This is a genomic window from Ensifer sp. Root1252, from assembly GCF_001425885.1.
Lineage (GTDB): Bacteria > Pseudomonadota > Alphaproteobacteria > Rhizobiales > Rhizobiaceae > Ensifer > Ensifer canadensis.
This window is the reverse complement of the sequence record NZ_LMDT01000038.1, coordinates 1-22,924: the sequence shown is the minus strand read 5'-3', so window position 1 is coordinate 22,924 and position 22,924 is coordinate 1. Positions and strand designations below refer to the sequence as shown.

Below are 22,924 nucleotides of genomic sequence, written 5' to 3'. Positions count from 1 at the left end.
ACCCGGCTGCGTCCTATCCAGCGCCTGGATCTGACTTTTCTCATCGACGGAAAGGACAATCGCATGGGCCGGCGGCGAGACGTAGAGACCGACCACATCATGAAGCTTCTCGGCGAAAGCCTTGTCGTTCGATAGTTTGAAGCTGCGCCACCGATGGGGTGCGAGACCATGCTCATGCCAAATCTTGACGACTGAGGATGCCGCAATCCCCACAGCCTTTGCCATCGCACGAACAGTCCAATGTGTGGCTTCCTGCGTGGGCGGCTCCTGCGTCAGGGCCACAACCCGGTCGACAAGATCAAGCTCAAGCGGCGCAGTGCCGGGCGGGCGGCTCTTGTCGCGCAAAAGGCCATCCACGCCTTCGGTCATGAAGCGTTCCTGCCAACGCCAGACGCAGGTCTTCGACTTGCCCGTGGCCTCCATGATCGCGACGGTTCCGAGACCCGCGTCGCTCATCAAGATGATCTTCGCCCGCCACACATGCTTTTGCGGCGAACTGCCCGCCGAAACGATTGCGTTGAGNCGCGACGGTTCCGAGACCCGCGTCGCTCATCAAGATGATCTTCGCCCGCCACACATGCTTTTGCGGCGAACTGCCCGCCGAAACGATTGCGTTGAGACGAACCCGGTCGTCAGCGGAAACCTCAAATGTGATACCCGTGCGCATGCCAGATCGTCGCATATGCGCGCAAAAATTGGAATCCTAAATCGGACTCTTTTGTCTCGATCAAACCACTAGATAATAAAACCGTTGGGAACGATACTTTTCGAATGCTTCAATTATTTTGGACGCCTCATTTCTATGAGGGGGAGAGAAATGAAGAGAACTGAAAGATACGATAAAAGTACGGCGGACTCGGATGGTCGCCGAGAGTTTCTTAAAAGCTGCGGCCGTTTCGCGGCGGTAACTCCGCCGACGGTCATTCTTCTCCTTTCAACGAGTCTCACTTCGAACGCTATTGCAAAATCTGGAGGAGGCGGCGGACATGATAGTGGAAGTGGCGGGCACGATCGGGGTGGCGGCGGACATTGATGCCTCGTCCGCTCTCAGTAAGTACACGATCAACGCAGGAAATGATGTCAATCCGGGTGCTTGCCGCCTTTTCCTTGAATGGCGTGGCTCGGCTTGTTTGGACAGGCCCTAGCATGTCCGGCTGGCTTTAGCCTGTGTTTCTGTGTGCAAATTTGGCTCTGACCTTCGGTGGTCGGCGTCGGCGAATGACGCCAGGCGGCGCAATCATCGCTGCGGCACGATCATGTGTCGAAGCGTTGGGTGCTAGGAGAGAATTGAAAACCTTAAAAAGCGCAACAATGCCGGACGCCTTTAGCGGGGTCTGCGGTTGCCCTGCCCATCCTCTTGGCAAAGGCAGATATGATCCGTGTTTCGCTGTTCAATTGGAATAATCCGCCGCGCAAAATCAGGAGAGTGGCATTTTCGGTTCGGAGTGGCAGCGCTGTTTGGCATTGAAAATGTCCAGGTCGCCGCGCATCTCATGCCAACGAAGCCAATCGGCTTCGCGGCATCAGCAAAGAATGAGCGTACCGAGCGCCGGCAGCAGCGCGGTCAGAGCCAGTTCGCGCGCGGTTTGACCCGTTAAAGCCTCGTCTCGGAGGATCAACATCGCGAAGGCCAACGGCGACTCGGGAAGCCTAGGCCCGGCAAGTAGCCCCGTTTGATTGGGGGATCGCAGACAACGAGGTTTTCAGAACCTCGCCATTTACATGCCCTCACCGCTCCCCTGAGGAAGCAGTCGATTGAGCCCATTGAGTCGGCGTTATTGGAGCACGCCACTTACACTTCGTGGTCTCTCATCTTCAACTGCAGGGACACCACTTTTCTGAACCGTGATCGAGGCCGGGTACGGCAAGACCACCTTGGCCGCACGAAGACGACGACGAACATGTGATCTTGATCCGCCGGCCAGTGACGGCGTTGAAACGGGGGATCGATGAAGCCGGCCTCAACGACGGGGCGGTGTTCCGACGCATTGAAGCGGCCTCCGCAGTGGAGGCGCAATGCCAACGTCTCAGTCTACAACGTTTCCAGCTGCGGCGGAATACCGGCCCCTAACAGCCAAGCATCATCGAAGTTACCCGCTCGGCTATGATACGTGCACAACTACTCAATTTAGTTGCGATGAAATCTAACTTCGGCTGCGCTACACTCTCCGTGAAGTATGATGGAGGACGTTTTGCCATTCAGGCCAATTTGGGCGTGCTGTCTGGGTCTGCTAACCGGAGCGATCCTTGGCTATCTGACTGGATTTGGCGCGGGTATGGGAATGCCGGAATTAGGGCCAGAGTTAGTCGGACTAATCGGCGCAATCGCCGGAGGTATTGCAAGCGTGGTTGCCATCGGATGCCTTGAGGAGAAGTGATCAAATGTCCCTCAGAACTGCGCGTGTTCAGATCGGACTAGGCTGGGCCCTAATGATTATCGGTGCGCTCCTGAGCGTAAACTTAATGACAGACATGGGTTTGGTTATCTGGGGCATTGGATTGGTCCTACAGATCGTCGCCTCGATTATGTATCTCGCTTCGAAGACCGGCGGGGGCCGTCTCGGGGGCGCATGAATCAATCGCGCCCTCGGTTTTGGCATTTGCAACCGCGCGTTAGCCATCGTGCAAGCAAACAATACATCTTCACTAAGCGGGCCTCGGCCTAAATCATAATCGTCGCATTTCGAGATCAGTGCATTGCGATACGGCTGCAAGATCCGTATCGCCTGGCATGAACCGGCGAATGCGCTTGTTCACGTTTTCCACCGCACCTTTCTGCCAAGGCGCACTGGAGTCGCAAAACCAAACCTCATCCAGCTTGCAAGCCATCTCAACGACCAGTCGCCTTCGTCCGACCTGACCTAGAGATACCGATTCGGCTGTCTGCAACCTCTGTTGCATGGTAGTATCGTCTCGTTTCCCCTGAAAGAACGGACCAGGGAGCACGGCCATGGAAGCTAAGGCCCTCCGACTGCTAATCGGTTTGGCTACCTGCAGCCTTGTTTTTCCCCATTCAGTCGGCGCGCAGGAGGCGATCTACATCGTTCGGCACACTGATCCGCCGTCAACACTGAACCTCGATGAGATTCGCGACGAAACCCCACTGTCGGAGTCCGGACAAAAACGGGCCAAGACGCTAGCTGAGCGATTGAAAGATGCAGGCATCACCGTCGTCTATGCCACGCAAGCCAGGCGCACGGTCGAGACAGCCGAGCCTCTGGCGAAGGCCCTTGGACTCGAAATCCGTGTTCATTCCTATGAGGACAGTGGCGGCTTGGTCCGACTACTTCGCTCAGAGCACGGCAAGGACAAAGTGCTTGTTGTGGGGCATTGGAGCACCATTCCAGAGATTCTCGCGGCGCTGGGAGATTCCGAGGAAATCAAGATTGAACGAAGTGCGTTCGACAATCTGTTCGTGGTTATCCCGAAAGGGGAGCAAGCGCCGGTCGTGCTGCATCTTCACTACTGAAAACTGAAGCTAGAAACATCAAACCCTCAAGCGAGCGATTTCACGGGAGGTGGCGTCCCGGACTACACCCCGCCGTTCTTCTTGCCCGCAGTTCGCTGATCTTCGGATGTCTATTGTCGGTCCGAAATTGTTGGCCTGGAAACTCCTGCCGAAGACTCGATCGGCGGCTGGCGACAATGCTTGGTCCAACAGCGGCGACAAGGCATCATCGAAGCGTCTACGCCGCATCCCCATACACGTTGCATTGGCGGCAACGTTCGGCATCATCATCGCAGTCACCGCGGCAGCGCTGGTCCTCGCCCTGGAAAGCGGCCGCCAGAACACAGTCGCGCTCGTCCGCGACCGCAGTGAGCGAATTATGGACACGATTGTGGAACGGACCCGATTGCACCTCGATCCAGCCCGCGACCAGTCCGAATTCTTGGCCAGACTTTACCTCGACGGCGAAATCGACCCGCAGGACGAAGATGCCTCTATGAGCCAACTTCGGGCGGCACTCGCCGGCCTCCCGCAGATCGCTGCGCTCGCCGTCATCCGCACCGATCTGACGCAGCTACGCGTCGAGCGCAATGGCGACGAAGTCGTCTTGCGAAAGATCGACATGCGTACCGTGCCCGGCCTGGACGATGCGTTTGAGATGGCGCGGCGCGCAGGCCGCCCGGTCTGGGGAGAGCTTCTCTGGAGCGAACGGCTGAAGCAGCCTCTCGTCAATGTTCGCACCCCGTTGTGGCATGAACGTTCTTTTCTCGGGATCTTGTTGACCACGGTCACGGTCGCAGAGCTTTCACGCTTTCTCGCCGAATCGCCCGCGGGGTCAGATGCCGGCGCATTTATTCTTCTCGGCCGCAATCATGTCCTCGCCCATGCAGCACTTGCGCACAACCCTCAGCTATTCAAGCGCGACAAGCCCCTTCCGGAAGTGACCGAGATCGGGGACCGGGTGCTGGCGTCGATTTGGAACGCGGAGACAGAGGAGAGCGCGGCTCCTTTCGTAGGTTCGTCGAAAAGCCATATGGTCACGGTCGATGACACCTCTTATGTCTTTATCTACCGCGACATCCCCGGATACAGCGATCAGCCTTGGCTGATCGGCCGCTATTTACCGGTCGACGAAGTTGGCGGCGAAGTGCGCCGACTTGAGCAAGCGGCCTGGCTGGGGCTCGCGGCTGTGCTTGCTGCCGTCACTTGCGCCTGGATTGTCGGCTACGCGATCGGAAAACCGATATTGCGCGTGGCACGCGCAACGTCCGCAATTCGCACGCTCGATCTCACGGCTGCCCGCCCCCTCGCCGGCAGCCATCTTCGTGAACTGGACGAGGCGATCCGAGCCTACAATGCGCTCATAGCGACCTTGCACTGGTTCGAGACCTACGTACCTCGACGCCTGGTCAAGCAACTCATGGCACAGGGCGAACAGGCGACAGCCCTTGTAGAGCGGGAAGTCACTGTGCTGTTTACCGACATCGTCGACTTCACAAGCCTCGCCGAGCGGCTAGCGGCGTCCGATGCGGCGGCGTTCCTCAATGACCATTTCCGGCTCCTCGCCGCATGCGTGGAGGCGGAAGGAGGCACCATAGACAAATACATCGGCGACTCGTTGATGGCGTTTTGGGGAGCGCCTGAATTGCAACTGGATCATTCCGCCCGAGCCTGTCGCGCCGCGAACGCTATCGCAGTGGCGATTGTCGCCGACAATCGGAATCGACGAGAACTTGGCCTTCCGCCTGTGAGAATCCGGATAGGCATACATGCTGGCCCCGCGATGGTGGGAAACATCGGGGCTCCGGGGCGCATAAACTTTACGCTGGTCGGGGATGTCGTGAACACTGCGCAACGTCTCGAGGAGGTCGCCAAAGAGTGTATGACCGACGATGACCAAGCGGTCATTTTGGTCAGCGACATCGTGCTGCGATCTGCCGGTTCCGGATGCTTGGCGCGATCTGTCGGCCAGCATGTGTTGCGCGGCCGCCATGAAGTGACGAACGTTTTCAGGCTAGGACTCGGTGAGTGATCCCTGTGCGTCTCAAAAACGAACCAAAGCATGTGTAATCGGTGGCGATCTGCATCATTGACCATGATGGGAAGGTTCGACTTGAGCGATCCGTCCCATCTCACCTGCCGGACTCAGTTCACTGCCTGCACGAGTTTGGCGAACCAATTCACCAGGTAGGGCTGGAAGCTGACACGCTGACCCAACATCTGACCTACGGGGCAGGGTTCGACGTGGTGTGCATGGAGGCTCGCCAAGTCAATGCCGCTCTTTCAGCCATTGCGCGACAAGACCGACAAACTCGCGGCGAAACCGGACAAGCTGTTTACGGGGGCCTTCCGACAACAATATGGGGCATTGTGCTTCCGCTTCTGTGACGAAGGCCCGGATGTCCAGGTGCTAGTGATTAAGTCTCGCGACAGCCGGCGATGTGTGATCCCCAAGGGATGGCCGATTAAGAAGAAAAAGCCCCATGAGGTCGCAGCAATCGAAGTCTGGGAAGAAGCCGGAGAAAAGGGGTAAGCGCTAGAAGAACCAGTAGGCAGATACACCTATCTGAAATAGCTAGACAATGGTGATGTCGCCCCCGCCATTGTGGATATCTATCAAATACCAGTGTTTGCTCAGACTGATGACTTCAAGGAAAAAGGTCAGCGTGACGCCCGACGAGGCAGCTCGACGAGTGCGCGAAATCGAGCTCAAGTCTTTGCTAGTCGAATTTAAACCAAGTTCGCCTCGCCCGCCGCCTGTGCGTTCGGCCGCGCCCCGAAAAACTGATGGCTAAATTGCCGGCAGTTTCAGTCGATACATTATGCGATCCTAGAAGCACAGAACGGGAACAGTTCCAGTACGCAGCTCACGGGCTGATCCCAGCCACCCTTCGGTCCGCCAGGCGCCTGCTTCAAAAATGGCGGCGCAAATCGCCTAGCACTTTTTTCGGACGATCCGCTCAGCGATATCGCTTATTTCACCGTCTTCCGAAGCGTTAGAAAAGCAGCAATGGCTGCGGCAATACCGTGAAAATCAATGCCGGCAAAGTAAAGCGAGAGTGCGATGCCCCCCGCGCTCACGGCCATTTTTCCTAATTCCTTACCGCCCTCAATGGCAGCGTTCTCAAGAAAAATGCCGCACAAGGCACCAGCCCGTCCGATGTATTTGTCTGCCAGATGCTTGAAAGTATCGAGCCACTTCGTAAGCGCGACATCCGAGACATGTTCATTATCGATTACAGAGAGAGCTTGGCGCGTAAGCCGAATGTCTGCCTCTCTCAGCGGCATAGGGTATGAAATCCAAGTTGCCGGCATCGCGCCTCGCCTTGCTCAACTCGGCCTGATCAATCTGCTCCAGTCGTAGAGCCGTCTCGCGCAAGCGCTCGATTATCTCATAATGCAGATCCGATTCCGGACCATTCGCGTAGCCGGTGCCATCCGAGAAGAACGAACCGTCGCTGTGGGGAATACTGTATCTGCGGCGTACGGCGACTTCATCCCAGTAGGCATCAGAGTCGTCAAAGGTCCGCACGGTCGTGGGATCTTTGTGCGTTCGACGCTCTGCGAGCTGAGCCATGAAGCGTCTCCTTTATCCAGAACGTCCAGCTGAAACGGTACCGGGCTTGATATGGCTATCAAACGGCGCGAATCCAGGCAATGTGGGAAGGATGGGAAAAGGTCGTGGCAACTGGACGGCCAAGACATCTTTGCCCCTTTCCGGATTCATTTCTCCACGTATAGTTGCGAAACCGGGATGGGGAGTACCATGGCAAAACAGGCGAAGAAGCGCGACGAGATCAAGCAGGCGAGGTTTAAAGATCGCAACTTGACAATGCTGGACACCCTGCAGCGCGACAAGAACACCGTCCTCAATCCCTTTGCGAAGCTTGGTGGACTTCAAACAACCTCCTGGCTAGACGAATGCCTTCCTAATCTGTTGTGGGCTGCGATAGTCGTGACCGCACTAGACCGCCACGAAGCATTGGAAATCTTTCGAGGCGTCGTTGCGTGTGAGATGAACATAGCGAAGCGCGCTGAACTATTCATCACCCACAACTACTTGGCCGTGGCAACGATGGGCGAGTTTGACGCGATGATGGCCCCACTCTTGGCGTCGGACGAGTTGAAGGCGGTGATGCCCGCGCTGCTTTATGTGGATTGGCTTCCGGATCGAGAACACTGGGCGCGACACTACAAGCCAATTGATGACGATACAGCAATTGACGTCTTGATGGCAGCGGTTGCCGCGACGCATGGACATCAGTCTCAGGCCGCTACGGATATGCGCTGGTTGAAATTGCTCAGCCTTATCTTCGCACAGGACGGTATGCGTTTTCCCGCTTCGTTCGAAGAACAGATCGCGGAGATTGCCGAGTATCCCAACAAGGGAGATATGCGGAAAGTCCGACCGTCTATCAGGTCCATGGAAATGATGACACGAATGAAAGAATTTGGTGGCGATGCTACGGCCGAAAATTGGCCCAAGGACCGCCCCGCCTTGGCTAACTACGATGCCGAGTCATTCTGGCAGGAGATGCACCGAAAGACGAGTTGTCTGATCCCGTCCAAGGTCAAGCGTGCAGATGTCGGCCCAAGTGAGGCACGGCAGGATTTTCTGAACATCAGTAGATTGGTCGGTGTGCATTTTCACAATACCGCCACCACCACGAATGTGGACCCCCGCCACGAAGGTGCATTCGGGCTTGTCCTCTACGCATGCCACTTTGCTTCCACAAGCGCGATCACACCTACCAATACATTGGCCGAGGGTAGGATTATTCTTCGCACGATCTTGGAGGTTTTTATCACACTGCACTACCTGACCGAGAAGGACGACCCGACAATCTGGCTCCAATACCGGAAATACGGACAAGGACAAACAAAATTGGCCTTCCTCAAGAACCTTCGCGAGGAAGAGATCCCCGAGTTTATCGACCTCGAAGAATTGGAAACGTTTGCGAACGAAGACCGGTGGATGGAACTTGCTGATATCGAATTAGGACATTGGGCGAATTTGAATCTGCGCAAAATGTCAGAAGCAGTCGGATTGAAAGACATTTACGATAAGTACTACGACTGGTCGTCTGGCTATGTTCACGCGCAGTGGGCGAGCGCCCGGAGTACTGTATTCGTTAATTGCTTCAATCCTCTGCACCGGTTCCACAGGATACCAGGTGTATTAGCACCAGCAATGCCGTCTACATTAGTGGATATCTCAAAATTATTGAACCGCATGCTAGATGACCTCAACAGACTTTATCCGTCATTCAAGCCGCGGGTTACTTGGCATCGAAGCGTGGACGAAGAATCTCTCGGTGGGACGGAAAGCTCTGACCAGGAAGGTTTCGCGGACCCCGTTCTGGGTGAAGAGGGCGCAATAAAAGAGAAGGCAGAGTAGTAGATGCCATGGCAGCGTATCAACGGAACAAAGCGGCGTTAGTCCGGGTGAAGAGGAAATTCGCCGCCGAATGGAAACACTTCGCTGGTGGGTGGAGAAGGAAGAGGGTGACCTTTAGGACTCTGCCATTCGTTTTTGACGCGTAACCGTTTGACAATCAGGTGCTATCGCAAATGCTTTCCCTCCTGCATCCAACCATTCTTTCGTCCGTCCTCGAGTATCCTGGCGGCCTTTTGACTGTGCGCCACACGGAGAGCGGCAAGCTGCTGCTGATCTTGAAGCTTCAAAAAGAATATATCCTGGCGGCTCGCATCCGTGGTGGTTTCAGCTTTTATCTCGCACCTTTGCCGTCGTCGTCTGGCCTAACCGTTGCTCTGGCTACGGCGTTTTTCGACGATGGAGACGAACCACTTATCGTAAGGACACCGCTTTTTGACGAAGCCTTGGGAAACGAACTGCTGGAGCTTTTGACGTACGACGAATTCGAAGTTTATTTTTTCGACGAACATGGCCGCGAATGGATGGGCCATCAAGCGTTCCTGCATGACGCCGGGAGCATACTTGCCGCTGGCGATAAGTTTGGGCTTCTCACTTATCACCCTCGAACCGTGGATGGCATCTATCAGGCGCTAGACAACTGGTTTGGAAATCGAACCGCGGAAGACGACGCAAAAGCGATAAAGGTTGTCTTCCGATCAGAACTGACACCACCAAATATCTTCATCCAGAACTCTCGCTCCGAGGATCACGACTTCCATGGTAGTGGTGGTTACTCCCATTCTTCGTTGGAGCGACAGAACCCAGGCTACTTCCAAGAGCGTGATATCGTTGCATGCTTGAAGCGTGCGTTCCCTGGTGAGCGCATTGCCTTAAACCCCATGCGGCGTGACACGGGCAAGGAATTTGTCGACGTCATCGCTTGGAACGATACCCATTTGCTGTTGGTACAAGCGAAAGACAGCCCAAACACGGAGGCTAGCCTTTCTCGGACTATTGACCGCAAACGCCGAACGTCGCATGGGCAGATCGAGAAGGGCGTAAAGCAAGCCAAGGGCGCTGCCGAGCACGCGCGCAGACACTCCAAATTAGAGCTGAGCATCGACAAAATCGATCTCGACTTAACGGTCGGCGATAAAAGGCTCATCAGTATTGTCGTTGTCCAGGAGATATTCTCTGATGAGGGGGAGACTTTCGTGTCTCGCTATCGAGAAATGAATGGCGTCGGCGACGTTTTTGTGCTGCTCGACTATGCAGCATTCAATTCCTTCTGCCATGAGTTTCGCAATGAGACCCTGCTGTTAGCCGCACTGACAGACTACAGTTCGAAGATCATCGCCGGTAACGCCTGGTTAGACCCACGCCCATACGTGCTGGAGTGCATTCAAAAACGACTAGCTGCGAACTCTCGCTCAAACGGTTAGCCTGCGCCGGAAATTTGCCGCAGCCCACGGCTGTAACGGAGCGAACATAGCGGACTGAAGTTCGCTTTACATCGCGAACTTCAGTCCGCCCCCGTCTAACCTTCCATCAGCCACCGCGCATAAGCCCGCACATCAATCATCGGCACGGTCCCGATCTCCTGCAGCCGAGCGATTAGCTCTAACAAGAAGCCCGTGACGGACTTCCCATTGAGCGTCACCGCGGTCTGGCCGTCTGTGTTGCGACCGAACCAGCCATGGGCGGCCACACACCCGATATCAAGCAGGCTTTCATCTGGCGCGCAATCCAGCAGGTCCGTCATGGTTTTGCCCATAGGCGGACTCCAGTCGCTCTCGAACGTCAGGATGCCACCGAGGATCCAATGCGGCTTCTTCGGCTCGGATTTCCCGCCGAGCCACGTTACCGCCAGGCTAGTGCGCTCGAGCTGGCGGACGCTTGCTGCCTTGTCGCGGGCATAGCCTACGTATTTCGCGCTGAGCGTCTGTTTCGCCTCGAATACGGCGTAAACGCTTTCGGCCGGAATAATCTTGATGCCATGCATCTCGAAGATCAGTGGCGTGTACTGCCGGTCGTAAATCACGACGTCGATCTGTTCGCTGAACGAACCATGATTGTCCACGACATGGGCCGTTGCAACTTCATATCGCTTCGGAAGATAGGTACTCAGAAGTTCGACCCAGACGGCTTCGCTCGCGTCGCCTTTCGTGCCCGGATGGGCGAAGGATTTGCGCGCCTGGTTCAGGCTCTGCTCCACCTTATCATGCAGTCCGGCCAGCAACACCGGCAACGACCATTCGCTCATCTTACCGCCTGATCCCACCTACCGTTTAATGTCTGCGCAGCCGCCACGCTGATCCTCTGTTTCTCAACGGCCGTCAGATCGTCCGAAATCACGTTGTTCGTATTTGCCGGATCCACAAAGCGGGCGTTTGGAAAACTATCACGGAGATATCTGAAGCATGCTGCCACGCGATCACTCAACATGGGGTAATTGGTGTTGCGCAGCGCTTCGATCACCGCCAATTCTAGATAGAAGGAAGGAAAATCCAGATTCCTTTGATTGCGCCACAGCTTGATAAGCCGCGTTTCCTGTAGGCGACCCGCTGCCCGGACGTGGGTAATGTGGGCTTGGACATTCGTCTTGGTCCATGTGCCGGCGCGGCGGCGATACAGACTGTGATCGCCCCTATATGCATTTTGTCGTTTGGCTGGGACAAGGTCCACGTCATAGCCGTTGACCTTGATGTTTATGGAGACATTCTGGCGCTTTGGGGCATAACCTAGGGCCCTGAGCCTCACGAACAGCTTCTCGTATATTTGCTGTAACGTTTCAGCCGTCTCTTCAGAGAGGGAGATAAAAAGGTCGATATCTGTTCCGCTGCGATTGGCGGTTCCTTTGGCGAACGATCCGCTCGGGTTTACTGAAAGAAACTTGTCGCCCGCCCAATGGGTAATCGCAGGCGTCAACGCTGTCAGGACCCCTCTGACAGCGGAATTGATGCCAGTATCAACAGCCTCGCGGGCCAATATCCCTTGCAGATAAGCGTCACTCATGGGGGTGAGTTAATTCCATATGGGTGTGTGAAGGGTAAGCTCACATTTTGCAAGCTGTCCCGCAAGCAGTTGTTCAATGCCAGGGCCGCAACTTCCGCGTCGGCAGCCGGTCAGGTAGGCGCCATCGGAGTGGGCCAAGCGGCCGCCTTCAACGCCGCCTTAAAGAGAGCCCACCTCCTCGTCAGGCACTGGCATTTGAATCGTCTCGGCTTGCCACAGAGTTTCTTGCAGCAAAGTCCAGGCCTCCATCAACCACTTCTCTGTTCGCAATTCCCACGATCAAGCTGGGGAGAGCAGCCCCATCCTTTCAATTGTTTCTTTTCAAAAGCTGAAACTTATGGTCGCATCTCGAACACACGCTACCAACTGAAATCTTCGGACGAGCCAGTGACCGCAGAATTGATTTCCGCCCCTTTAATACTGAGCAATCGTTTCGTTTTGGCCGATGAACGGCGCGAAGGCGGGATGGGATCCATCCAGAAATCGTATGATGTCACAAAACAGAAGCACGTAGCGATCAAACGCATGCTGCTCCAAGGTGATCCGGAGCGACAGAAGACTTCCTTTCAGCGCGAAGCGGATGCGCTTGAGAAACTTGAACATCCAAACATTGTTTCTCTCGTCAAAGTCGACCAGGATGCTGAAGGTCGATGGTACCTCGCGCTCGAGTGGCTCGAGGAGACGATCGAAGCTTATGTTCTCAGGAAAGGTGCCATCCCGTGGAACCGGTTCTACACCATTATTGGCAAGCCGGTTCTGAACGCGCTTGAGTTTGCACAGACCCGACATCACATCGCCCACCGTGATCTGAATCCCCGCAATATCATGATGACCGACAAGGAAGTACCCAAGATCACGGATTACGGGATATCGAAAGTATTTGGTCGCGATCCCTGGATGCCCGTCGCAGGCAAGACGTTCGTTGACGCACGAACACCAGGCTTCTCTCCCCTCGAGGCTGATGATGGTATTCATACATATGGGCGCGATTGTTTCGGTTTCGCGGCAGTTGCTGTGTATTGCCTCGTTGGGCGCAGAATCGAAGGTGACGCCGATCTGAGCGTCGCGTTGCACGAGGCAACGGTCCCAGACGGCATCAGAGACGTTCTTGAAAGAGCCCTTTCAGAGGATCGGCGAAAGCGACCACTGGATGCAAAGCAGCTGAGACTCGAGATCGAGGCCGTGGAAGCACGTCGAGCTGAGGATATTGGCTACAAATATCCTTGCTTCCTGGATCTGACGCCGATGGCGGAAGAGCGGCTGGCTGAAGAGACGTTCTTGGATGATGGTGCCGCCGTTCGGAAGTTTATCCTTGAAGAGCTCCACGAGGTTCACGGGCTGGCATTACATCGGTATGGTGACCAGGATCCATCCAAGGCCAGTATCGACATATTCGGATCGTCATGGCGTTTTCGCGGGCGCATCGTCGGGCGCGACAAGGACACGATCGAGATCTACGAATGCCGCGAGTTGGACGTCGCCGCCGCTGCTTCAAAGCGCGAGCACGCCTTACGGCTGCCGCTGCAATTTTCATTTACACCTGCAAGGGATACGCTCGTCGCAGCCGGTATATTGGCGGAGATCTGGCAGCGTGTTTCAGATCACGAGGACCGCCGCAGTCAGGAACGGCAAGCGGCACGAAGTGAGAGGATCTTCAAGGCCTGGAAAGGTTACCTGCGCGATCGGGTCCGCTTCGAGATCCAGCGATCGGCGATCATGCATTTCACCAGTCGCAAAATCGATGGAAACAAGGTCACCTTCATTCTCGACAGCGCAGCCTCAGTAGACAGCGTGGGAGAAGAGCGTCTGGTTCGGGTCGCCGGGCGACATGTTTTCGGCACGGTGCAAAAGGTTGTGCTGGACCAGGTCGTGTTTGAGGTTCAGCGCGGGAGCCCTGATCTCATCCCTCGCCGCGGCGAACTGCTTTTAAACACCGTAGCGGCGGAGCGGTCGTTGGCCAATCAGAACAATGCCGTCGACGGGATCATATATGGTCGAGCAGCAAATGATCGGCTGAAGGCCATCCTTCTTGATCCTTCGCAAGCCAAACCGCCAAGCATAATTGATCAGAAGCAAATCTCGGCGTCAAAGCTGGAGGGAGAAAAGCTTGCTGTCTTGAAACAGGCACTCGGGACAAACGAGGTTCTTGCTATCGCCGGCCCCCCAGGCACCGGTAAGACAGATCTGATTTCCGAGATCGTCGTTCGATGGTTGGCAATGAATCCGGGAAAGCGAATTTTGCTGTCCTCGCAAACCCACACGGCGCTCGATGAGGCCATCGAACGTATCGCCGGATTGGTCGGTGATGGAGAGCAGATCGTCCGAATTGGGCGACACGATGACGAGCGAATTAGCGATTTTTCTAAGCGTCTTCTTCTCGAAGAGAAGGTCAACACCTGGGCGGCACAGGTAAGAGCGAAAGCTGAGCAGAACCTTACCGAATGGGCAGTAGCGCAAGGCGTCAATCGTGACATAGTTCAGCTCGGCATGCTGGTTGAAAGGCTCGTACAGACGATCGAGCGGCGGCAGGAGGTAGAGCTTCTACTTGATGACGCGGAGCGTCGGATCGATAGGGCCGAGGATGTTCTGGAAAGTCATCATCGTCGCGACGAGATCGACCACGAACTCGAAGAGAAAACCGTCGTCCTGGGTGACGAGATTACGCTGCTTAAGAATACGAGGAGAGCGCTACGTACAGAAGAACGAGCTGTCCGCGAACAGCTTCGATCCTCTGTTGATATGGGGCCGGGCATCGCAGACCTTCATGTTCCCGAGGAGCTCAGAGAATGGCAGGAGCTCTACCTTCAGGGGTCGCCTGTAATAGAGTCGTGCAAGGAACGTCTCAAACTCTTGGAGGGATGGCTGCTAAAGGTCGGAAAAACTGGCGACTTCAACGCGGCTGTTGTGAATGATGCTCGTGTGATCGCAGGAACCTGCGTCGGCGTCGCCGGTGTTCGGGGTATCGAGGATGTCCAGTTCGACCTCTGCATCGTCGACGAGGCGTCGAAGGCGACCGCCACCGAAATCCTCATTCCAATGTCGAAGAGCAAGCGGTGGATCGTTGTGGGCGATCCGGAGCAACTGCCGCCGTTCTTCGAGGATTTCGGAGACGATTTGCTTGAACAGTTTGACGAGCAAGAGGACATTCGTCCAACCATATTGGATCGCTTCCTGAAGGGGCCCACCGCCTTGCCAGCAGCATGCCGAGCGGAGATGCGCGTCCAGCATCGGATGATTGCTCCCATCGGTGAGCTTGTCAGCCACTGTTTTTATAATGGCAGGCTCAATAGCCCAATCGAATCGCATGGACTCGATTTGTCGGCGAAACTGCCGGCACCCGTGACCTGGTACACGACGTCTGGAGAAAAGAGGCGCGAGGAGCAGCGTCACGGTAGCTCGTTCGACAATGCGCTCGAAGCTCAGTGGATAAAGCGGATCCTCGACGACCTGCAGGCGACCACGGAACAGATTGGAGCGAAGCTTACCGTCGCGGTGATCGCCGGCTATTCCTGGCAGGTCGGCCGGCTGAACCTAACGACGAAGAAGAACAGCGGAGATTGGCCGAACCTCACCATTGTGTGCAACACAGTCGATGCCTTTCAGGGTAAGCAGGCAGACGTCTGCATTTATTCCGTCGTTCGCTCAAATCCGCGGAAACAATTCGGCTTCCTTCGGGAAAGGCCACGACTGAACGTTGCACTATCGCGCGCCAAGTCTGCCCTGATCATCGTCGGCGATCATCTGTTCTGTCAGACAGCCAAAGCGCCGAACCCCTTCCGGAAAGTGATAGACTGGGTGGAGGCTCATCCAGGCAAATGCCATCTGGGGCCCCTACAATGATATCCATCCAGCGCGCAGTTCGTGAATTTGGTCTCCGCCCGGGCTTCGACCTAGTCGATGTGAAAAGATGCGGGCTCCCCGTCTTCCGTCTTACAGTGGAAGCAATCACGCTCCGCCGACAGAACTTACCGACGATTCAGGAGTTCATCTTGAAGTCGCTCATGATCGAGGAGGCGACCGCGATCGAGATCGGAGCGATGCTGGGTTTGGCAGCGAGACACGTCGAGGAAAATCTCACACGACTCTTGATCGAGCAGCTCGTCTCCCAAACAACCGATGAGCTGGCAGAAATCAGATATCGTATAACCGACCTCGGAAGGGACCGGCTAGAGAACGGACAGAGCAGGCCGCAGGATGAGACCCTGGTATTCGACTACGACCTACTTTTCCAATCCCCCGTAAAACTCACCGATGCACAGATCGAGAGCTCGAAGGAGGCGCGGCAGGATGGAACCATACTCCTACCCCCGGCAACTTTAGACCCTCCCGATTTGCAGACGCTGCCCCTCAACACTCTTGGCCAGGCCGTTCGAAGGATTGGCGGTAAGGAATTCCAGAAGCAAATCCTGGGCCTACGTCGCATTTTGCGTCACCAGATGATGTTTCGGCCATCCACCGGTCTCCTGTTTCGCAATCGGCTGTCCGGCGATCTCGAATTGGGACTTGTCGTCGATGAAAAGTTGAGCGAGCGTCATGAGATCGAATTTTCCAGAACCGGTGGGCTGAAAAAGGCGGGTTTCATCAAGGGGAGCTGGTCGGAGGATGTTAGCCGGATCAAGACATTTTTCGGGCCCGGCGCTTGGGCGAAGGCAGCAGATGATCAGGCGGAAGCTATTCAGTCTAGGCTCAAACAGCTTGGCAAAGAGAGAACCGAGCTCGTCGAAATGCATGAGCGGAAGCGGCGGAGCCGCGAGAAACTCAAAGGCCAGAACCTTCAAGCCGTAGACGACTTGGATCAACAGATCATCACCACGAAGGCGAAGCTCGACGCACTGCCGCTTCGCGCAATTAGCCCACCTGAGCTGGGGATCTTGATTCGAGACGCCCTTGAACACACAGAGAACGAGCTGATAATCAGCATCGACGAGGTCGATCATGAAGGGATGTCCCGGCAGATCGTAGGGCGGCTTGGAAAATTGGCCGAGCACGCCGTTGTGGAAATCAAGACCAATGACCCGATAGACCCTGTGCCCATCGGCGAGAGAGGCAAATTCGAGCCGGGCGTACAGCTCTGGTCGCTAGCGAGCCTCCACCGACGGCTGACGTTGTCGGAGCGAGGATCGGAGTTCCATGGTCTGTCCATCCTCATTATCGACCAAAAGCGCGCGATCATCGCGGCGGGTCCGCTATTCAGATCCACGGAGCGCAGACCTCATCTTCGGGTCCAGACAGGCTATCTAACCAACGATCTCGACATTATCGGGTTGGTGCGTCAAAAACTGGAAAATGGAGCACCGGTTGTCGCCTGATCTCGCAGTACTGTCCATCTCCGCAGCGACCCACAAGGGCTATTCGCGCGATGAGAACGAGGACAGTTTTCTCGTCCACCATCGCGTCGGAGGTGGCGACTTCGCTCAACTGGCGACGGAGATGGCAGTAACAGAGGATGGCGTGGTATTTGCTATCGCCGACGGCTTAGGCGGACATAGGGCCGGGGAAGTGGCTAGCCGTTATGCTGTCACTCAGATTTCGACCAAGCTGGCCGACGTAGACTTCAGTGATAATGCCTCGCTATCGGCGTTGCTCAACGGCGTCAGCCGTGGTCTTCATCAGCAAATGTCGGAGACGCCTTCTCTGCAAGGCATGGGCACGACAATCGTAATGGCGTTTGTGACCGCACAAACACTGACGTTCATCAACGTCGGCGACAGCCGCGGCTACTTGATCGACGAAAGCGGCCTACGCCAAATCACGCATGACGATGTCCCACCCTACTCGCCGACCGCGCTGCGTCGAACAGGAGTAATCACCCAAGCCCTTGGGGGAATGTCACGGCGAACGCAGATCATTCCGCACGTCCACCGGCGTGAGTTGCCAGAAGGAGAATGGTCCATCATTCTTTGCTCCGACGGCGTGTCGGATTTCCTGTCTTCGGAGGAGATCGAAAGCGTGGGCCGATCTGGTGCGACCGATGCGATGTCACTGATCAATAGTTCCCTGCGCGCCGGCGGAGAGGACAATATCTCCGCGATCGTCGTCCGATGCTCCCGGCGTGAGTCCAGAGTGACCGATCCGTCTCGTGATGATCATGGACTTCTTCCTGGATGACAGTGGGATACCGGGGATTTTTGCAAGTTGGAGCACATCCTTCTTTAGATCTACCGATCTACCTAATCCCCACGCCCGCCCTCATCCCCGTCATCTACAATGACCGCCCCAAGTTCGAGGGTGGCCGTCGCCGGGTCTCGCGATGCCGCGATCGACGGGAAAAGCATTTCAGGCGAGGTTGAAAACGTCGGGACGCGCTGATGTTGCGACGTGTGCCCGACGCACGATTTACCGGCGCCCTACCGGCTCATCTCAAGGTGAGGAGCCAAAGTCGCCACATCGAGATCTTCAACTTGGTTGGGCCGCCATAAGTAGGAACAACGCGCCGATTAAGAGACTGGCAAAGAGCTGCATAAGCTGCTTGACGCGTTCCTTTGGGTCACACGCCAGGGCACACGAAACGAAGCCGATCGACGAAACAGCAAGGAGAATGTAGGTGAGGAGCATTGTGGCAGGCATAGTCTCTCTTTCCGGGCGAGAGAGGTGTGCCTTGCGGGGTGCGCGAGGAACCTCGCTCGCCCACGTATTGTGGTCGAACAAAGCTCCTCGGCGCGGTCTGTGCGGGCTGAACATAGCGGTCAGCCTCCTGCCGGGGGAAGTAAACTCTCCACTCAGTCATTAGACGTCTTGGGGCACAGTCCCTGACAGCGTCTGCCCATGTCCTAGGGCTCTATAGTCGAGTGGCAGAAACATAATGGTAGTGGAGATCCTTCGTTTCAAGGGCCGCATTCGAGGATTTCGATTTGAATAACGCAAACGGAAAATTGTGTTTTAGCCGTTGGGCTAGGACGATCTAGGCAACTCTCGACAAGCGATCGTCGATAAGCGTTCGTTCTAAAACTCGAGCGTGCGCGGCTCAGACAACAACCTCGGCCGCCGCTTTGGGCTCGTCGTTAGTCATTGTTGATTAATAGCACCCCATCACAAAACGCTTTATTTTCCCTGGTACGGTCGCTCAACAAGACAAGTGGTCCTCGGCTTCGCAGCGCCGTCGGACCGCTTCGGGCTCCGCACCAATCCTAGAGGCCATTCAACGACGCGATCCACGAGGAGACGAACGATGGGCGCAACGACGCCGGACAACATCATGCAACTCGGCATGGGGTTCTGGGCCTCCAAGGCCCTGCTCAGCGCGGTGGAACTCGGCGTCTTCACCGAGCTCGCAGCCGGCCCGGCCGACTTGCCGGATCTGCAGGCTAGGCTGAAACTGCATCCCCGCTCGGCCCGTGACTTCCTTGACACCCTGGTCGCGCTGAAGCTGCTCGAACGCGAGGACGGCCGCTATCGTAATGCCGCTGATACCGACCTCTTCCTCGATAAGGCGAAGCCATCCTATATCGGCGGCATCCTCGAAATGGCCAATGCCCGGCTCTACGGTTTTTGGGGTTCGCTGACCGAAGCCCTGCACACCGGAGAGCCACAGAACGAAGCCAAGCACAGCGAAGATTTCTTCGCCGCGATCTATGCGGAACCGGCACGGCTGCGCGGTTTCCTCGAGGCGATGAGCGGGATCAGCGCCGGCGCGGCGCAGGCGATCGCCGCCACGTTCGACTGGTCGAAATACACGACCTTCGCCGATGTGGGCGCGGCGCAGGGGATGGTGCCGGTGGTGATCGCGCGCGCCCATCCGCATCTCAAGGCCATCGGCTTCGATCTCCCCGCCGTGCAGCCGATATTCGACGACTTCGTCGCCCGGCAGGGCTTTACCGACCGCATCACCTTCGAAAGTGGCAACTTCTTCGACGGCCCAATGCCGAATGCGGATGTGATCGTGATGGGGCATATCCTGCACGACTGGGATCTGTCCGAGAAGAGGATGCTCTTGGAAAAGGCTTTCGCCGCGCTGCCGAAAGGCGGAGCCGTGATCGTCTACGATGCCGTCATCGACGACGAGCGACGCTTGAACGGATTCGGCCTGCTGATGAGCCTGAACATGCTGATCGAGACCCGCGGCGGGTTCGACTATACCGGAGCCGACTGCCAGGCCTGGATGCGCGACGCCGGTTTCGTGTCCACGCGCGTCGAGCCGCTGCTGGGGCCGGACTCGATGGTGATCGGCTTCAAGCCCGACTAAACGGGAGACCGCAACCGGACCGGCATTTGTTGTGCGCCGGCCTTACCTCCTCGGGCGGTTTCGATAAGCGCTGAAACAGCTGGGGCACACAGCGGCTGGGTTGACGCGCAAACATCCCCGGCGACGCGACCGCTTCCGCAGCAATTCACCAATGCGTCTGGGCTTAATTGGCTCCTCCCCTGCTCCCGGCGTGAATTCGTTATTGTACGCCGTGGAGCACAGCCAACTATTCCCCTCTTACCATGGCCAACTGGCGGCGGAACTCGGCGTCTGGGGTTGACTGTTTCCAGAAGTTGATGAACCGAGCCACAACTTGCAAGTTTCCAGCCTCGTAATGGCCGCTACTGTCAATGCGGTCCAGAGAGGGCCGCAGCTGGTCATCCGGGCCTTCAGCCTGCAACGCGAGCCCCGTGATGGCGCAACGATGGCCGGTATCGTCGAGCAGTTCTTTCAGATGCGCAATAAGCCCCTCTTTGGACAGCCTGAGGTCTTTGTTCTTTACGGTACGGTCGACGGTCTGACCGTGGGCGTGCTTTGCGGTCCGTTCCGCCTGATCCGCCATGTACCAGACTGCTTTGAACCATGCGTCTTTGTAATGGCCAGTATTTTGGCGTTCTAGCTTATCTACCCACCAGAGCGCGTCTAGCGTCCACAGGTCAACGCCCCAATCACGAGCGAGGTCGAGCAACTGGGCATTGATGAGGTGGTACTTCTCGCCCTCTGTGGCACCGCGAGGAAAAGCGGGCCATAGGCCACGGTCGCGCATTTCTGGCTCACTGGTGCCGTTCCAAACGCCGTAGCGGTCCTCGTAGGCAACGAGCAGGATGGGTGTCAGGGTGGCGCTACCGACCCCGTCGAGCTGCGATGCGGCGGAATCGAACCGCCCGGACAGGGGTAGGCTTTCGTCGACCAAAGTTGTCAAGGCGTCCCGCAGGTTGTTCATGTCGTCTGCAGCGCGGCGGCCGAGGCGTTCCAACCCCGACCAGTGGTGATTGTGCTTGATGCTCAGGAAATCAAGGTAATCCTCTCTAGTCAGACGCACCGGGTCGCGGAAAAGTGGTCCGAAACGTTGCAGCACACCGTCACGCTTAGCGACAAAGTTGCGGATGTCAGGCAGGCTGAGGGCCCTCTTAATGTCAAAGGTCATTGCTTCCAACCTACACGGACGGTTATTCCGATTTTGTCGGGCTTGACGTTGAAGTACGCCTCCCATTCTCTCTGCTTGTCCTGCCACAATCGGCGCGTTCACGTCCAGAAAGTCGTTACTTGCTCTAGAGGTCTCTTGGTGTCCTACTTTCTGAGGGCCCTTGTCGGCAGCTCAGTCCGCAAATGTTTCCTGCCCAAACGGCAGCGTCCCAGCCCCATTGCGACTTGCCAATGCGCGCCTATGGACCAGGCGGTCACCCCATTGATCCCCTACCGAATCTGTGCGCTCTGAATGTCGCGCTTAGCGGCCTTAGGAAATCATTAACCATCTGAATTAACGCCTATAATCCCACAAACGGAAGTCAACCAATCTCATACTTCCGTCATCTGGACGGCGATTTCCGCGTCCCCTCACTATCGATAGGTTTCAAGTATCGATAGTGAGATGGTCCACCAGTTGACCAACACGTACGTGCGCTCTATTTTTAGCTCAGAACGTCAAATTTGCGCTCGTCCGAAATCTGCGCGACGAGAGCCATTGTTCAGCGGAGTTTCCATGAGCGTCACCGTCAAAGTCGCCGAGGCCAAGGCGCATCTCTCCGAACTCCTGGCGCGCGTCGAAGCCGGTGAAGAGGTCATCATTTCCCGCGGCAACGATCCGGTCGCCAAGCTTAGCCGGATCCACAAGGACAATGAGCTCGGCTTCCTGATGGCAGAAGTCCGGGCGGCTCGCTTGCGTGCCAAACCCGTTACCAACGATGAGATCCTTGACTGGAAGCGCGAAGGACAGCGATTTTGAGCGTCTTCGTTCTCGATGCCTCAACCGCAGCCGCCTGGCTGCTTCCGGAAGAGCACAGCGAAATCGCTGAAGAACTGATCGCCAGCATATCCGGCCAGTGTCCGGTCCCAGGTCTCTTCTGGCACGAAGCCAGGAGCATCCTTGTAACCGCCGAAAGGCGCCAGCGCATTGCGGCGGGTCAGGCATTGACGGCGATGACCAGATTGCGGCGCCTCCCACTTGAGGACGCCGGCGCCGGCCAGGACGGATCGGTGATCGAGCTTGCGACGGCGCAAGGGCTCAGTGCGTATGATGCTGCCTATCTCGAGCTCGCGATCGCCCGGTCCCTTCCGTTGGCGACCCTCGATCGAAAGCTGGCGGCTGCAGCGCGGGCAGAGAAAGTGCCGGTCCTGGGACCGTTCGGCAATGAGCACTGACGGGATCCAATCAAGTGCTCTGGCTCGAGCCGAGCAACTCGACGCCCTGGACGCCATCCTGCCCTTCGACCGCCGCGACCAGCTTGCTGCACTTCTGACCGACAACGATGTTGCGACGCTAAAACACCTCGCCAGCGAAGGCATGGGCAACAATACCCTGAGGGCGCTTGCTTCTGACCTCGGCTATCTCGAGGCCTGGTGCCAGCTCGCCACTGGCACTCCCCTCCCCTGGCCGGCGCCGGAGAGTCTGCTTCTCAAATTCGTCGCCCATCACCTCTGGGACCCGGCTAAGCGGGCCGAGGATCCAGGCCATGGCATGCCGGCAGAGGTGGAAAGCGGCTTGCGTTCTCAACGCCTCTTGCGCGCCGACGGGCCACACGCCCCGCAAACCGTTCGACGCCGGCTAACAAGCTGGTCGATCCTCACCCGTTGGCGCGGCCTCATCGGTTCCTTTGACCGCCCTTCGCTGAAATCCGCCCTGCGACTGGCCGTTCGCGCCAGTGCACGGCCGCGGCAACGCAAGAGCAAAAAGGCGGTGACG

General features: G+C 56.7%; 15 protein-coding genes and 4 pseudogenes. 12 read left to right on the top strand and 7 right to left on the bottom strand.

Going from position 1 to position 22,924, the window contains the following annotated elements:
• The 3 genes and pseudogenes from ASD02_RS29935 to ASD02_RS38700 form a co-directional block, all read right to left on the bottom strand.
• On the bottom strand, positions 1–513 hold a 513-nt coding region (locus ASD02_RS29935; RefSeq protein ID WP_244494310.1), incomplete at its 3' end, for an IS630 family transposase.
• A gap of 10 nt (positions 514–523) precedes the next feature.
• Positions 524–667 (bottom strand): annotated as a pseudogene (locus ASD02_RS40110) (IS630 family transposase); the annotation flags it as partial.
• 2,030 nt (positions 668–2,697) lie between these two features.
• Positions 2,698–2,805 (bottom strand): annotated as a pseudogene (locus ASD02_RS38700) (IS30 family transposase); the annotation flags it as partial.
• A 145-nt stretch (positions 2,806–2,950) separates the two neighbouring features.
• On the opposite strand from ASD02_RS38700, the gene ASD02_RS29915 reads away from it, so the two are divergent.
• The 3 genes and pseudogenes from ASD02_RS29915 to ASD02_RS29905 all read left to right on the top strand — a co-directional run bounded on the left by ASD02_RS29915 (position 2,951) and on the right by ASD02_RS29905 (position 6,243).
• The gene (locus ASD02_RS29915) at positions 2,951–3,469 is read left to right on the top strand and encodes a histidine phosphatase family protein (RefSeq protein ID WP_057205203.1); all 519 of its coding nucleotides are present in this window, start codon (positions 2,951–2,953) and stop codon (positions 3,467–3,469) included.
• A 106-nt stretch (positions 3,470–3,575) separates the two neighbouring features.
• Positions 3,576–5,480: an adenylate/guanylate cyclase domain-containing protein gene (locus ASD02_RS29910; RefSeq protein ID WP_057205206.1), complete on the top strand. Its 1,905-nt coding sequence runs from the start codon at positions 3,576–3,578 to the stop codon at positions 5,478–5,480.
• Between the two features lie 240 nt (positions 5,481–5,720).
• Positions 5,721–6,243 (top strand): annotated as a pseudogene (locus ASD02_RS29905) (NUDIX hydrolase).
• Between the two features lie 178 nt (positions 6,244–6,421).
• Here ASD02_RS29905 and ASD02_RS29900 read toward each other — a convergent pair.
• Positions 6,422–6,763: a hypothetical protein gene (locus tag ASD02_RS29900; RefSeq protein WP_057220927.1), complete on the bottom strand. Its 342-nt coding sequence runs from the start codon at positions 6,761–6,763 to the stop codon at positions 6,422–6,424.
• A 451-nt stretch (positions 6,764–7,214) separates the two neighbouring features.
• On the opposite strand from ASD02_RS29900, the gene ASD02_RS29895 reads away from it, so the two are divergent.
• Positions 7,215–8,846 carry a DUF5677 domain-containing protein gene (locus tag ASD02_RS29895; protein WP_156408492.1) on the top strand — a complete coding sequence of 544 codons (1,632 nt, stop codon included), beginning with the start codon at positions 7,215–7,217 and terminating at the stop codon, positions 8,844–8,846.
• Between the two features lie 173 nt (positions 8,847–9,019).
• Positions 9,020–10,267, top strand: coding sequence for a hypothetical protein (locus ASD02_RS29890; RefSeq protein WP_057220929.1), 1,248 nt, complete (start codon positions 9,020–9,022; stop codon positions 10,265–10,267).
• A gap of 95 nt (positions 10,268–10,362) precedes the next feature.
• Here ASD02_RS29890 and ASD02_RS29885 read toward each other — a convergent pair whose 3' ends face one another.
• Positions 10,363–11,088 carry a DUF6602 domain-containing protein gene (locus ASD02_RS29885; protein WP_057220930.1) on the bottom strand — a complete coding sequence of 242 codons (726 nt, stop codon included), beginning with the start codon at positions 11,086–11,088 and terminating at the stop codon, positions 10,363–10,365.
• Positions 11,085–11,840 (bottom strand): nucleotidyltransferase, encoded by a 756-nt coding sequence (locus ASD02_RS29880; RefSeq protein ID WP_057220931.1) that lies wholly within the window; start codon positions 11,838–11,840, stop codon positions 11,085–11,087. Before ASD02_RS29880 ends, ASD02_RS29885 begins: the two co-directional genes overlap by 4 nt.
• 387 nt (positions 11,841–12,227) lie before the next feature.
• On the opposite strand from ASD02_RS29880, the gene ASD02_RS29875 reads away from it, so the two are divergent.
• The 4 genes from ASD02_RS29875 (at position 12,228) to ASD02_RS29860 (ending at position 20,022) form a co-directional block, all read left to right on the top strand.
• On the top strand, positions 12,228–15,680 hold the full coding sequence (locus ASD02_RS29875; protein ID WP_162255929.1) for an AAA domain-containing protein: 3,453 nt from the start codon (positions 12,228–12,230) through the stop codon (positions 15,678–15,680).
• 149 nt (positions 15,681–15,829) lie between these two features.
• Positions 15,830–17,149 carry a hypothetical protein gene (locus ASD02_RS29870; protein WP_156408490.1) on the top strand — a complete coding sequence of 440 codons (1,320 nt, stop codon included), beginning with the start codon at positions 15,830–15,832 and terminating at the stop codon, positions 17,147–17,149.
• Positions 17,139–17,948: a protein phosphatase 2C domain-containing protein gene (locus ASD02_RS29865; protein ID WP_162255928.1), complete on the top strand. Its 810-nt coding sequence runs from the start codon at positions 17,139–17,141 to the stop codon at positions 17,946–17,948. The genes ASD02_RS29870 and ASD02_RS29865 overlap by 11 nt, the downstream gene beginning before the upstream one ends.
• Positions 17,949–19,008: 1,060 nt before the next feature.
• Entirely contained in the window at positions 19,009–20,022 is a 1,014-nt protein-coding gene (locus ASD02_RS29860; protein ID WP_057220936.1) for a methyltransferase, read from the top strand.
• A 226-nt stretch (positions 20,023–20,248) separates the two neighbouring features.
• Here ASD02_RS29860 and ASD02_RS29855 read toward each other — a convergent pair whose 3' ends face one another.
• Complete coding sequence (locus tag ASD02_RS29855; protein WP_057220937.1) at positions 20,249–21,169, bottom strand: hypothetical protein; 921 nt, start codon at positions 21,167–21,169, stop codon at positions 20,249–20,251.
• Between the two features lie 555 nt (positions 21,170–21,724).
• On the opposite strand from ASD02_RS29855, the gene ASD02_RS29850 reads away from it, so the two are divergent.
• The 3 genes and pseudogenes from ASD02_RS29850 to ASD02_RS29840 form a co-directional block, all read left to right on the top strand.
• The gene (locus ASD02_RS29850) at positions 21,725–21,967 is read left to right on the top strand and encodes a type II toxin-antitoxin system prevent-host-death family antitoxin (RefSeq protein WP_057210673.1); all 243 of its coding nucleotides are present in this window, start codon (positions 21,725–21,727) and stop codon (positions 21,965–21,967) included.
• Positions 21,964–22,383 carry a type II toxin-antitoxin system VapC family toxin gene (locus ASD02_RS29845; protein WP_057210669.1) on the top strand — a complete coding sequence of 140 codons (420 nt, stop codon included), beginning with the start codon at positions 21,964–21,966 and terminating at the stop codon, positions 22,381–22,383. The genes ASD02_RS29850 and ASD02_RS29845 overlap by 4 nt, the downstream gene beginning before the upstream one ends.
• Positions 22,373–22,924: pseudogene (locus ASD02_RS29840) on the top strand (integrase); the annotation flags it as partial. The gene ASD02_RS29845 and the pseudogene ASD02_RS29840, both read left to right, overlap by 11 nt.